The 12,546-nt window shown below is 60.8% G+C and carries 10 protein-coding genes; 5 read left to right on the forward strand and 5 right to left on the reverse strand.

Annotated features, from left to right (window positions below; translation table 11 throughout):
- Positions 1-396 precede the first annotated feature (396 nt).
- The 3 genes from katG to CLH61_RS01810 all read left to right on the forward strand — a co-directional run bounded on the left by katG (position 397) and on the right by CLH61_RS01810 (position 4,780).
- Entirely contained in the window at positions 397-2,568 is a 2,172-nt protein-coding gene (gene katG, locus CLH61_RS01800; protein ID WP_099612986.1) for a catalase/peroxidase HPI, read from the forward strand.
- Positions 2,569-2,703: 135 nt separating this feature from the next.
- Positions 2,704-3,669, forward strand: coding sequence for a tRNA dihydrouridine synthase (locus tag CLH61_RS01805; RefSeq protein ID WP_099612987.1), 966 nt, complete (start codon positions 2,704-2,706; stop codon positions 3,667-3,669).
- A 133-nt stretch (positions 3,670-3,802) separates the two neighbouring features.
- The gene (locus CLH61_RS01810) at positions 3,803-4,780 is read left to right on the forward strand and encodes an MBL fold metallo-hydrolase (protein WP_099612988.1); all 978 of its coding nucleotides are present in this window, start codon (positions 3,803-3,805) and stop codon (positions 4,778-4,780) included.
- A 43-nt stretch (positions 4,781-4,823) separates the two neighbouring features.
- Here CLH61_RS01810 and CLH61_RS01815 read toward each other — a convergent pair whose 3' ends face one another.
- Complete coding sequence (locus tag CLH61_RS01815) at positions 4,824-5,837, reverse strand: class I fructose-bisphosphate aldolase (RefSeq protein ID WP_099612989.1); 1,014 nt, start codon at positions 5,835-5,837, stop codon at positions 4,824-4,826.
- Between the two features lie 170 nt (positions 5,838-6,007).
- Between CLH61_RS01815 and CLH61_RS01820 the strand changes: the two genes are divergently transcribed.
- Positions 6,008-8,062, forward strand: a complete 2,055-nt coding sequence (locus tag CLH61_RS01820) for a dehydrogenase (RefSeq protein WP_099612990.1) — start codon at positions 6,008-6,010, stop codon at positions 8,060-8,062.
- A gap of 36 nt (positions 8,063-8,098) precedes the next feature.
- Here the strand turns inward: CLH61_RS01820 and CLH61_RS01825 are convergent, their stop codons facing one another.
- A complete protein-coding gene (locus CLH61_RS01825) occupies positions 8,099-8,887 on the reverse strand; it encodes an alpha/beta fold hydrolase (protein ID WP_099612991.1) in 789 nt (262 codons plus the stop codon).
- A 54-nt stretch (positions 8,888-8,941) separates the two neighbouring features.
- Positions 8,942-9,973: a threonine aldolase family protein gene (locus tag CLH61_RS01830; RefSeq protein ID WP_099612992.1), complete on the reverse strand. Its 1,032-nt coding sequence runs from the start codon at positions 9,971-9,973 to the stop codon at positions 8,942-8,944.
- A 206-nt stretch (positions 9,974-10,179) separates the two neighbouring features.
- Here CLH61_RS01830 and CLH61_RS01835 point away from each other — a divergent pair, with 206 nt between their 5' ends.
- Entirely contained in the window at positions 10,180-11,091 is a 912-nt protein-coding gene (locus tag CLH61_RS01835; RefSeq protein ID WP_099612993.1) for a pirin family protein, read from the forward strand.
- A 67-nt stretch (positions 11,092-11,158) separates the two neighbouring features.
- On the opposite strand, the gene CLH61_RS01840 is transcribed toward CLH61_RS01835, so the two are convergent.
- Together CLH61_RS01840 and CLH61_RS01845 are read right to left on the reverse strand one after the other, a co-directional pair.
- Entirely contained in the window at positions 11,159-11,761 is a 603-nt protein-coding gene (locus tag CLH61_RS01840; protein ID WP_099612994.1) for a class I SAM-dependent DNA methyltransferase, read from the reverse strand.
- Between the two features lie 35 nt (positions 11,762-11,796).
- Complete coding sequence (locus CLH61_RS01845) at positions 11,797-12,546, reverse strand: SGNH/GDSL hydrolase family protein (protein WP_099612995.1); 750 nt, start codon at positions 12,544-12,546, stop codon at positions 11,797-11,799.

Raw genomic sequence — 12,546 nt, forward strand, 5'->3', positions numbered from 1 at the left:
GAAAGCTATTGTTATTGGGTTTGTGATAGGTTTTGGATATCACTTCGTTGCTCTTAATTGATTAAACAAACCGAAGAGCCTGTTCTATGGTTAACAAGACAGCGGCAGACAAGGAGTCGAACAATGTCATTCGCAATCCGGAACTGGTCATCAGCGTGGCGAGATCGATACCTGGTGCTCGTTGATTATTCGGTCAATTACGCCATTGCCCAGTAGGAAATTCTGGAGAGCTCCGCCCTCGGACTGGCGGAGATTTCAGGGGCGGGCGCAGCCATAGACAGAGTCTATTCAGGCAGTAGAAATACTTTCGGGCAGCCGCAGGGCTGTGAACTATATTGAGTGGTACGAACGTCTCGATAACGTTGTTATCAGAACAGTGCAATCAAGGAGATAAGCATGACGCAGAGTAACAGTAGTGGGGGCAAGTGCCCTGTAATGCACGGCTCCAACACTCAGGACCAGGGCAACGTCACCGCCTGGTGGCCAGCATCCCTGAACCTCGACATCCTGCATCAGCACGACCGCAAAACGAACCCGATGGGCGAAGACTTCGACTACCGGCAAGAGGTCAGAAAGCTCGACTACGAAGCCCTTGAAAAGGATATGCACGAGCTGATGACCAACAGCCAGGATTGGTGGCCGGCGGACTGGGGCCATTACGGCGGCCTGATGATCCGGATGGCCTGGCACGCTGCGGGTACCTACCGTCTGGCCGATGGTCGCGGTGGCGGCGGTACCGGTAACCAGCGGTTCGCCCCACTGAACTCCTGGCCCGATAACGGCAACCTCGACAAGGCGCGCCGGCTGTTATGGCCGCTGAAGAAAAAGTACGGCAACAAGGTGAGCTGGGCCGACCTGTTTATCCTGGCGGGTAATATTGCCTACGAATCTATGGGCTTCAAGACCTTCGGCTTCTCTTACGGCCGTGAGGACATCTGGCACCCGGAAAAAGACATTTACTGGGGATCCGAGAAGGAGTGGCTGGCGCCCTCCGACACACGCTATGAGGACGTTGGCAAGCCAGATACCATGGAAAACCCGCTGGCGGCCGTTCAGATGGGTCTGATTTACGTGAACCCGGAAGGTGTTAACGGTCAATCGGATCCGATCAAGACCGGTGACCAGGTACTGGAAACCTTCGCCCGGATGGCCATGAATGCCGAAGAAACCGCGGCTCTGACCGCCGGCGGTCACACTGTTGGTAAAACGCACGGTAACGGAGATGCCGGCGCTCTTGGGCCCGAGCCTGAAGCTGCGGACGTAGAAGAGCAGGGCTTGGGCTGGATCAATCCCAACATGCAGGGCAAGGCTGCCAACGCCATAACCTCCGGTATCGAAGGAGCCTGGACCACCAACCCGACCCAGTTTGACATGGGTTACTTCGAACTGCTGTTCGGCTATGAGTGGAAACTGACCAAGAGCCCGGCGGGCGCCAACCAGTGGGAGCCGGTCGACATCAAGGAAGAGCACAAGCCGGTCGATGCCACCGATCCGTCGATCCGTCACAATCCGATCATGACGGACGCCGACATGGCGATGAAGATGCACCCGGCCTTCCGGCCGATCTGTGAAAAGTTCATGAAGGATCCCGAATACTTCAAGGACTGCTTTGCCCGAGCCTGGTTCAAGCTGACTCACCGGGACATGGGGCCGAAGTCCCGGTATATCGGCCCGGATGTGCCGGCCGAAGACCTGATCTGGCAGGATCCGGTACCGCAGGGTGAGACCAACTACATCGAAGAAGTGGTCAAAGAGAAAATCGACGAAGCCGGGCTGAGTCTCAACGAACTGGTCTGCACCGCCTGGGACAGTGCCCGCACCTACCGGGGCTCTGATATGCGCGGTGGTGCCAACGGCGCCCGCATTCGCCTGGCTCCGCAGAAAGACTGGGAAGGCAACGAGCCTGAGCGCCTGGCCAAGGTGCTGAAAGTCTACGAGAAGATCTCCGCCGAGACCGGTGCCAGCATTGCAGACGTCATCGTGCTGGGTGGCAACCTGGGCATTGAAAAGGCCGCCAAGGCGGCCGGCCATGACGTCCACGTTCCCTTCCTGAAGGGGCGTGGCGATGCCACCGACGAGATGACCGACGCTGAATCCTTCGAGCCACTGGAGCCGCTGGCTGATGGCTTCCGCAACTGGCAGAAGAAGGACTACGTGGTCAAGCCGGAAGAGATGCTTCTGGACCGCGCCCAGCTGATGGGCCTGACCGCGCCGGAAATGACCGTCCTGCTCGGTGGTATGCGGGTGCTGGGCACCAACCACGGTGGCACCAAGCACGGTGTGTTCACCGATCGCGTTGGCCAGCTGACCAACGACTTCTTCGTGAACCTCACCGACATGGCCAACCGTTGGGAGCCCACGGGCAAGAACTCCTACAACATCGTGGATCGCAAGAGCAGCAACACCAAGTTCACCGCGACCCGTGTTGACCTGGTGTTCGGTTCCAACTCCATCCTGCGGGCCTACGCGGAGCTGTATGCCCAGGACGATAACCAGGCGAAGTTCGTGAACGATTTCGTTGCCGCCTGGACCAAGGTCATGAACAACGACCGCTTCGACGTGAAATAAGACCTGTCCCCTTCGCCGGGCACTGCCATAACGGGGTGCCCGGCTACCAACTTCCCGCCAAATTCCTTACAATCCGCTCCGCCTGATTTTTGATCAGTCATCACTGATCCATTTTTCCCAGTAACTGGAGCCTCCATGCGAATCATCCTTGCCCCGATGGAAGGGCTGGTCGACGCACCCATCCGCGAAACCCTGACCAAGGTCGGGGGGATTGACCGGTGTGTTACCGAGTTCATTCGCGTGACCCACGGCATGTTGCCGCCGCGTATCTTCTATAAATACGCGCCGGAACTGCACAACCAGGCCCGGACCGAAGTGGGAACACCGGTCGCCGTACAGCTGTTGGGGTCGGACCCTGAGATGATGGGGCGCCATGGTGCGAAAGCGGCAGAGCTGGGTGCCACCCAGGTGGACATCAATTTCGGTTGTCCGGCGAAAACGGTCAACAAGCACAAGGGCGGCTGTGTGCTGATGCGGGAGCCGGACCTGATGTACGAGATTACCGCTGCAGTGCGCAGGGCGGTGCCCACGGATGTGCTGGTGACCGCCAAAATGCGGCTGGGTTATGACGACCGTTCCATGGGCGTAGCCTGTGCCCAGGCGCTGGAAGCGGCCGGAGCAGGGGAGATCGTCATTCATGCCCGCAGCAAGGTGGACGGATACAAACCGCCGGCGTACTGGGAAGAGATCGCCAGGGCCCGCGAGGCGGTCAGCTGCCATGTCATTGCCAATGGTGAGATCTGGACGGTTGCAGACTATTGGCGCTGTCGTGAAGTGTCTGGCTGTGCCGACGTGATGATTGGCCGTGGCCTCATCGCCCGGCCTGATCTGGCGCGGCAGATTCGCGCCAGTCAACGGGGTGAGTCAGTGCCGGATATGACCTGGCCGGAGGTGGTGCAACTGGTCCGCCATTATGCCCGGGCCCTGCAGACGCGGCTGGAAGACAAGTACGTTACCGGGCGCATCAAACAATGGCTGAATTACCTACGCCAGGGTTACCCCGAGGCAGAGGCGCTGTGGCCATCTGCCCGCAAACACCGTGAGGTGGCGCCCATGCTCGCGTGCCTCGACCAGATAGTCGCGGCATCTGCAGCAGCCTGACGCCGCCCCGTTCCCAGTCTCTCCCGTATTCGTGTTGTGTCGGTCTGTGCGGTCTAAACTGGTACAGACCGTCGTTCTGTTCGTACTGAACCGAGTACCACAGAACAGCAATAACAATTCAGGGAGAACTGACATGAAGCCATTCAGCAAAGGCCTTGCTGCCACTCTGGCGGTCGCCGCAATGTCCGCACCGGTGCTGGCTGCGGACGCCGCAAGCGCGGTAAAAGTCACCCCCCTCGGCAGCCACGACGGTGAGTTCTGCATGATGGACCGGGCGCTGATCTTCGAAGATCCCAACGGCACCCGGATTCTCTACGATGCCGGCAGAACCGTGGCGGGCCCGGATGATCCGCGGCTGGGCAAGGTCGATGTGGTGCTGGTGTCGCACCTGCACGGCGACCACGTCGGCGACCGGCGGATTGCCGCGGTCAACGCCGGCAAGTGCGATGGCCCGGAGGCCTCGGTAGTCACTTTGCCCCAGTCCAATACCATCGACATCGCGGTGGTCAAAAAAGCGAAGATCGTTACCGGCAGCGAAATGCCCGCATTCTTTGCCACCAAACTGAAGCAGGCTGGTGCTGACCCCGCCGACTCCCTGCTGGTGCGTTTTGGTGGCGAGCGGGTCATTAACGGGGTGGCCATCACCACCGTGCCGGCGGTGCACAGCAACGGGATTTCCCCGAGCTTTCTGAGCGGTCCGCTGGCGGATTACCTGAAGGCTGCCGGTGTGGCTGCCTACGCGGGTCCGCCCACCGGCTACGTGATCACCTTCAGTAACGGCCTGGTGGCCTACCTGTCCGGGGATACCGGGATCACCGCCGAGCAGAAGCAGGTGGTGGCAGAGCATTATGGTGCCGAGCTGGTGGTGATGAATATCGGCGACACCTTCACCACCGGCCCGAAAGAGGCCGCCTATGTGGTGAATGAGATGATTCGGCCGAAAGCGGTCATCGCCTCCCACGCCAACGAGGCCGCAACAGAAGGTGGCGCGGTGCGTGCCGGAACCCGGACCGGCACCTTTATCGATCTGAGCAAGGTTCCGGTCCACGTCCCGCTGAGTGGCAAGACCCTGACGTTTGACGGCAACGGCAGCTGCATCGAGAGCTGCTGAGCTGCCGCGCCAGGGCGCAGCGGGTCCTGGTTGGCCGGCGCGGTTATTCCATGGATGGGTCGTACTGGCCGCGCTGGGCTGCCGCGTTCAGCCGGGCGCGTTTCAGTAGGGCCTGCTGGGCTGCTATCAGGTTGGCCGGCTCGCCCGCCCAGGCTTTCTGGGCCGGTTCCTGGAGTGCGCGGCCGTAGGAGAAGCTCAGCTCCCAGGGCTGCCAGCCCAGGGAATTTATGGCGTTGAGGTTGGCAGTGGCCTCCTCCGGCGTCTGCCCTCCCGACAGGAAATTGATCCCGGGCACCGCCGCCGGCACTGTGCGGCGGAACACCGAGATGGTGGCTTCGGCCACCTGTTCGGGTGTAGCCTGCTGAGCGGACTCCTTGCCGGGCGTCACCATGCTGGGCTTGAGGATCATGTATTCGAGTTGTACCCGGTGGCGGTGCAGGGCATGGAACACATCGTGCAAGACCGCCTCGCAGACCTCGGCGCATCGTTCCATGGCGTGGTCGCCGTCAATCAGTACCTCCGGCTCGACAATCGGCACTACTCCGAGGGACTGGCAGATGGCCGCGTAGCGGGCCAGTACCTCGGAGTTGGTCTTGATCGCCAGACGGCCCGGATTGTGGTGGCCGATATGGTACACATCCCGCCACTTGGCGAACCTGGCTCCCTGTTGCTGATACCCTTCCAGGCGCTCAGCGAGACCGTCCAGGCCCTGGGTGATCTCGTCACCGGGGGCGTTGGCCAGGGGAATCTTGCCCTTGTCCACCTTGATGCCAGGTACAATGCCCCGGGCCGCGGCCAGTGCCGGAAGCAGTGTGCCGTCATCACCATGCTGGCCGAGGGTTTCCTCGAACAGTATCACCCCGCTGATGAATTCCCCCAGGCCTTCGGTGGACAGAATCAGGCTACGATACTGCCGCCGAGTCTCTTCGGTCGAAGTCACCCCGATGGCCTTGAAGCGCTTGGCGATGGTCGGGGCACTCTCATCGGCCGCCAGAATCCCTTTGCCTTCCTGGACCACCTCGGCGATGGTTCTTTCCAGTGCGTCCCTGATTTCCATAATCTGCTCCTTGTTGGCCGGACAGGTTCGTGGCGCCTCGCTCGCCGAGGCGACCGTGTGTCGTTGTGTTACTCCAGTATAGATGCTGAAAGAAACTTGATCTGGGTAAAGACACCAGGGCCCGGGTCATGGCTTACTGTCGGGAGAATAACGCAAGGGAGCCAGACATCATGAAAACTGTCGTCAGTGTCAGCCTCGGATCGTCCCAGTACGACTACGATATTGAGGCCGAGCTGCTGGGCCAGACCTTCCGCGTTATCAGGGTGGGGGCCGATGGCAGCCTGGACCACGCGGCTGCGGTACTGGAGTCGGTCCGGCCACAGGCCGATGCCATCGGTCTCAGTATGGTGCCGGACCATTACCAGGTGGGTGACCGGCGGGTTGATGACCCCGACACCGCGATGCTGGAAGCCTGCGTACCGGACCGACCCGTGACCACCGGCGCCAGTCTGCGACGGATTCTGCAGGAGTGGGCGATCCGCCATACCCAGACCGAACTCGGCCATTTCTTTGATAATGCCCGCGTGCTCTTCTTCAACGGCAAAGCAGGGTACCGGGTAGCTACTGCACTGTCTGAACATACCGGAAACCTGTTGTTTGCCGATCCCTACCGGGATTTTGGTATACCCCGGCTGCTGACCTCCCTTGACCAGCTGGAGCGCTATACCGCCCTGACCGCGTCGGTGCTGGCAAACAGTTATACCGGCCGGGTGCTGGATACCCTGATGGCCAATCCGGTCGGCCGGCTGGGTGAACGGCTCACCGAGGGCTCCCTGCATAAGGCGGTACGTGAGGCCCACGTCATCGTCGCTACCATGGATGAGCTGGAAGGCCTTGGAGTGGCAGAGCTGGACGGCAAAACCCTGATTACCTCACGGGTTACCGATGAGTCTCTCGACAGGCTCAAGGCACTGCGGGTGGCTATGGTGGTGGATTACAGCCCCTGGCTGGCGGGTCGCCCGGTAGGCGTGAATGTGCTTGAAGCGATGATCAGCGCGGCTTTGTCGCGCACCCCGGAGCAACTGGGAGCGGATGATTATCTGGAGGTGATCGCCACCCTGGGACTGGAGCCCCGCATCCTGTATCCCTCTGGTTACCGTCGAATCAACCGGTTCGCGTTTGTGATCCACCCGTTGTCCCAGCAATATCTGACCAAGACGCCACCGCTGGACTGGGTTGCCAGCGTATCGCCGCCGGCGGTAATGAACTTTGTGGAAAAGGCCATCGCCTACACGCCGCCGTTTATCTACACGAAAGTCAGCGGTATCCAGTCACCGACCGGTGATGAAGCCGAGGGCTGGCTGATAACCGTGGGCGGGACTCCCCGCGAGATCATGGCTCATGGCCCGGAATTTACCTACAAGCGGCTGCTGGCGGCGGCCGACCTGGCAAAGAAACTGGGGGCCCAGATCATGGGGCTGGGTGCCTTTACCAAAGTGGTGGGGGACGCCGGCATCACCGTGGCCAAGCGGGCTCCGTTGCCCATCACTACCGGCAACAGCTACAGCGCCTCCGGGGCGCTCTGGGCGGCCCACGATGCCATGAAGAAACTGGGGCTGGTGCAGATCGGTCCCAGCGGCAAGATGCAGGGCAAGGCTATGGTAGTTGGGGCCACCGGTGCCATCGGATCGGTCTGTGCGCGGCTGCTGGCGAAAGCGGTGGACGAGCTGTACCTGGTGTCCCCTGAGGCGGCCAAGTTACTGGCCCTCAAGGAAAGCATCGAAAAAGAAACCCCGGGCGCTGTGGTCCACCTTTCCGCTGCGGCAGACAAGGATCTGGCTGCCATGGATATGGTGGTAACCGCCACCTCCGGTGCCGGTAAACGGGTGCTGGATATCATGAAAGTGAAGCCTGGTTGTGTGATCACCGACGTCGCCCGCCCGCTGGATATCCCGGCAGAAGATGTTGCCAGGCGCCCGGATGTCCTGGTCATCGAATCCGGGGAGATCAAGCTGCCCGGTGACGTGCGGATGAAAGACATCGGTTTGCCGAAAGGCATCGCCTACGCCTGCCTGGCGGAAACCATCGTGCTGACCCTGGCCGCTCGGTTCGAGAACTTCACCCTTGGCCGCAACATCGAGTGGGAAAAGGTGCGGGAAATCTACAAGCTCGGCCTCGCCCACGGTATGGAGCTGGCAGCCATTTCCGGTGTCAACGGTGTGTTCAGCGACGAGGACTTCGAACGGGTGCGGAACCTGGCGCTGCAGGCAACCAGGCCCGCCTGAGCGGGCATCACGCCGCTGGGCGGCGCCAGTTTCCGATTATTGACCCGGATGCTCTGCGAGGAAGGCCTCGACGGTATCCAGGACATGTGGCTGCTGCTCCCGATGGGGAACATGGCCGCAGTTCTCGAGGATGCCTTGGGCGGAGGGCCCCTGAACCCCCTCGGCAATGCGCCGGGGAAACTCCAGGGTACCGAACTCATCGTGGTCACCATGAAGGGCCAGCACGGGGCAGTGCACCTGCTGCAGGAAAGGCTCCAGGTTCCAGTGGTGGAAGCTCGGGTCCAGCCAGACTTCGGTCCATGCCTCCAATACCCAGCGGGCCTTGTCGCCATGATAGCGAGCCAGCTTGTCCATTTGGTCGGGTTTCTGGAACTGGACCTTGGCGGCCCGAATGCCGTCCAGGGTGTGGTCTTCCACAAAGGCCTGGGAGGCTTCGGTGATTACCAGTTCGCAGTCCTCAGCAAACCGGGCGGCAATGATGATCGCCATGGCGCCGCCGACGCTGTGGCCGAACAGCAGGAACCTGGTAAAGCCCAGGGCTTCCCACAGCGCCGGAAAATAGATCTCCGCCTCTTCTTCGATAAAGCGTTGGGAAGGCAGCCCTTCACGGGGGGAAGACTGGCCGAAACCCAGGCGATCATAGGCAATCACCGGCCGTTCCAGCCGGCGCGCCAACGCCTCGGGAAAATCCCGCCAGAGCTTCACACTACCCAGGGAGTCGTGAAACAACACAATGGGCGCACGGTCTTCGGCTCCGGCGGGGGTCCAGGAGCGAACGAACAATTCGCCCCCGGGAACATCAACAAAACGGTCCTGAACGTTCAAGACAAGTTCTCCAGATTCATTCAATTTCTGGTCAAACGGGCGGAATGGCCGTAATCAGGCCACCAATTCCCGAAGATCAGCGAGGAAACGATCCACCTGGGCTTCGCTGGTGGACCAGGAGCACATCAGCCGGGCACAGCCGCCGATGAAATTGTAGAAGCGCCAGCCCTTCGCCCGCAGTGCGGCCTGGACCGGTTCCGGCATCTCCACGAATACGCCGTTGACCTGTCTCGGGTAGCGCAGGCTCACCCCCGGCAACCCGGCCAGCCCCTTTTCCAGTCGCGCGGCGCAGGCATTGGCGTGGCGGGCGTTGGCCAGCCAGACCTGGTTCTCCAGCAGCCCGCACCACGGCGCGGAAATATATCGCATCTTGGAGGCCAGCTGCCCGGCCTGCTTGCAACGCCACTCGAAGTCCTCGGCCAGGTCCCGGTTGAAGAACACCACGGCTTCACCGAGGGCCAGCCCGTTTTTGGTGCCGGAGAAGCACAACACATCCACGCCGGCTTTCCAGGTGATCTCGGAAGGGTGCACATCCAGCGCAGCCACGGCATTGGCGAAGCGGGCACCATCCATGTGGATGTTCAGCCGGTGCTTGTCTGCCACGGCCCGGATGGCTTTCAGTTCCTCCGGGGTATAGACCGTACCCACTTCCGTGGCCTGGGTCAGGCTCAGGGCCTTGGGCTTGGGGTAGTGGATGTCCGTGCGCTTGGTCACCAGATGCTCGATGCTTTCCGGCGTGAGCTTGCCATCCGACCCCTCGCCGAGCAGCAGTTTGGCACCGTTGGAGGCGTATTCCGGGCCGCCGCATTCGTCGGTTTCGATGTGCGCCAGCTCGTGGCAGATCACACTGTGGAAGGACTGCCCGATGGAGGCCAGGGCCAGGGAGTTGGCGGCGGTGCCGTTGAACACGAAATACACATCGCAGTCGGTATCGAACAGCGTACGCAGGCCGTCCGCGGCTTTCTGGGTCCAGCTGTCCTCCCCGTAAGCGGGTTCGTCCATCCGGTTTGCCTGCTCCATGGCAGCCCAGGCCTGGGGGCAGACACCACTGTAGTTATCGCTGGCGAACTGTTCGGAATCGGACACGCCGGGGCCTCCTGTCTTGGGGATTGAGGTAACAGATTACCGTTTTTTGCTAACTGACATCGAGTTGATGTGTGTCATCGATCGTTTAAGCTTATGGGATTCACCCTGGGGATCGCCATTATCACAAAGGAGAAGTCAGCGTGACGGATTCCGCATGCTCCTCCAGTGAGTCAACATCAGTAAAACAAGCCCATCGGAGCGGTGCCATGAGTAACACCCTGAAGTACGCAGAGCAGCAATGCGATGCCATCGAAGCGCCATGCAGCGCCATCCAGAAGATCCTGAGCCCCCGGGTCGCGGATCTTGGCGGGTTCTCGGTGCGGCGCCTGCTGCCAACGGCGAAGCAGAGAATGGTCGGCCCCTGGATCTTCTTTGATGAAATGGGGCCGGCGGATTTTCCCGCGGGCGAAGGCATCAACGTTCGTCCGCATCCACACATCGGTATTGCCACCGTGACCTACCTCTTCGAGGGCGAGATACTGCACCGGGATTCCGTGGGCAGTTACCAGCCGATCCGGCCCGGTGATATCAACCTGATGGTAGCTGGCCGGGGAATCGCCCATTCCGAACGGGAACGCCTTGAGGTCACCGCGACAGACCACCGGCTGCACGGCCTGCAATTGTGGCTGGCTCTGCCGGAGGAACACGAGGAAACCGACCCGGCGTTCCATCATTACCCCGGTGACGATATCCCGGCGACTGATATCAACGGTGTCCCCGTGCGGGTGATGATCGGCACCGCCTATGGCGAGACCTCACCGGTGCGCAGCTTCAGTGAAACACTTTACCTGGAGGCTACCCTGAAGGTAGGTCAGACTCTGGAGTTGCCGGATGCCCCTGAGCGGGCAGTCTATGTGGCGAGCGGGTCCCTCAAGGCCCATGGTTTGGAGCTGCCAACCCACAGCATGGCGGTATTGGCCCCGGAGCCGGGGGTTCGCATCACCGCAATGGAAGACACCCGCATCGCCCTTATTGGCGGTGCACCTGTGGGCAGACGGTTCATCGAGTGGAACTTCGTCTCCTCAAGTAAGGAGCGTATCGAGCAGGCAAAGGATGACTGGCGGGCAGGGCGGTTTGCGAAAGTTGTGGGGGATGAGGCGGAGTACATTCCCTATTAAATAACAGTTCCGCCTTGGCCCTGCTGCTCAGCGGCAGGAGACCAAGGCGGAAAACCAGGCCTTTCTGTCAGAGGCTCGCAGTCAGCAAGAACACCGGATAGCTCCGATCCTCTTTTTCGATGGCGCTGGCGGAGACTACCTCAACGCCCGAGAACCCGGCTTGCTCGGCGGCGCGGGCGATTTGGTCCCGCTCAAAACCGAAATGGAAAACGCCGGTGTCTTCACTATGGAAGGTGCCATCTTCCTTGTCCAGATCCGAAATGGCGATAAAGCCACCCGGCTTCAGCAGCTCCCGGAAACGCCGGAACATGGCGTCAATATCCCTGACGTGATGCATGGTCATGGAGGAGATGATGCCGTCGAAACGCTCGTCGATGGACTGCTTTTCCAGATCAATCTCCTTGATCTCCAGCTCACAGTTCAGAGAAGCCCGCTTTTCAGAGAGCTGGCGGTTCATGGAAGGGGAAATATCCACCGCCGTGATTTTCTTCACGTGAGGGGCGATCCGCTCCAGCAACAGGCCGGTGCCGGAGCCGAAATCCATCAGATGCATGGAGGGTTCGATATGCGCCTTCGCCAGGATGGTGTTGGCGATGTTGGAGACGTTATCGACGCGGTCGCGATTCTGTTCGTAGGTGTCTGCCTTGTGGGCGAAGTAATCTTTGCTCATGAAGCCGCCGTTTTTGGTTAAGGAAACTTACCCGATTATGCGGCGTCTGTGCTTGAGTTCAAGTTGGAATAAGGTAATTCCAGGTCTCCCGTTGCCAGCGCCCCGGCAATTGCCCGATAACCTTTCTCGCTCGGATGATAGCCATCACTGGCTAGCATCGAGGGGTCGGTGATGGTCGGGTAGGTGAGATAGCGGAACTCCTCCGGAGCCTGGTGCGCCAGTTCCTGGTACAGGCGATCCAGCTGCCGCGCCCGCCAGCCCATGACATGCCTGAGGGGTGAGGGGAGCGCAGTAAACAGGTGCATCGGAGGTACGCTCAGCAAATACACCGGTGCCGGGTAGCGTTGGACGAGCAGGTCACGAAGGTCCATCAGCTGCTGGCGGAACCGGTACCTCGGGGTGAACCCGGTGGTGTCGTTAACGCCCATGCTGAGCAACACCACATCGGCCTCCGGCAGGTCCGCATTTGCCAACCTGTTATTGAGTTCGCCCAGACGAATGCCGTTCACGCCGAAGGTATGCCAGGCGATGGTCTGCCCGGAGTGTTCGTGCAACTGCAATGCCAGCTGGCTGGCCAGGCCCTGGTCATGGGTGGACACACCCACGCCTGCGGCGGTGGATTCGCCGATAACCAGAACCCGGAACACCGGCGCCCCTTCGCCGTACTGGCCGCCTGGGGAGCCCTGGGCTTCCGGGAGCCGTGGCGTTTCCCGCCGGGCACGTTTGCCCTGGTACAGCAGTACCGGGAACAGCAGTGCGGTGGTCAGCCAGAAGGGAAGGTGCAT

It is taken from the genome of Marinobacter profundi, assembly GCF_002744715.1.
GTDB classification, from domain to species: Bacteria; Pseudomonadota; Gammaproteobacteria; order Pseudomonadales; family Oleiphilaceae; genus Marinobacter; species Marinobacter profundi.

What these genes read in the sequence shown, in the direction of transcription:
- katG (WP_099612986.1), top strand. Translation starts at nt 397, where the DNA reads ATGACGCAGAGTAACAGTAGTGGGGGCAAGTGCCCTGTAATGCACGGC.
- CLH61_RS01805 (WP_099612987.1), top strand. Translation starts at nt 2,704, where the DNA reads ATGCGAATCATCCTTGCCCCGATGGAAGGGCTGGTCGACGCACCCATC.
- CLH61_RS01815 (WP_099612989.1), bottom strand. Translation starts at nt 5,837, where the DNA reads ATGGAAATCAGGGACGCACTGGAAAGAACCATCGCCGAGGTGGTCCAG.
- CLH61_RS01810 (WP_099612988.1), top strand. Translation starts at nt 3,803, where the DNA reads ATGAAGCCATTCAGCAAAGGCCTTGCTGCCACTCTGGCGGTCGCCGCA.
- CLH61_RS01845 (WP_099612995.1), bottom strand. Translation starts at nt 12,546, where the DNA reads ATGCACCTTCCCTTCTGGCTGACCACCGCACTGCTGTTCCCGGTACTG.
- CLH61_RS01820 (WP_099612990.1), top strand. Translation starts at nt 6,008, where the DNA reads ATGAAAACTGTCGTCAGTGTCAGCCTCGGATCGTCCCAGTACGACTAC.
- CLH61_RS01835 (WP_099612993.1), top strand. Translation starts at nt 10,180, where the DNA reads ATGAGTAACACCCTGAAGTACGCAGAGCAGCAATGCGATGCCATCGAA.
- CLH61_RS01840 (WP_099612994.1), bottom strand. Translation starts at nt 11,761, where the DNA reads ATGAGCAAAGATTACTTCGCCCACAAGGCAGACACCTACGAACAGAAT.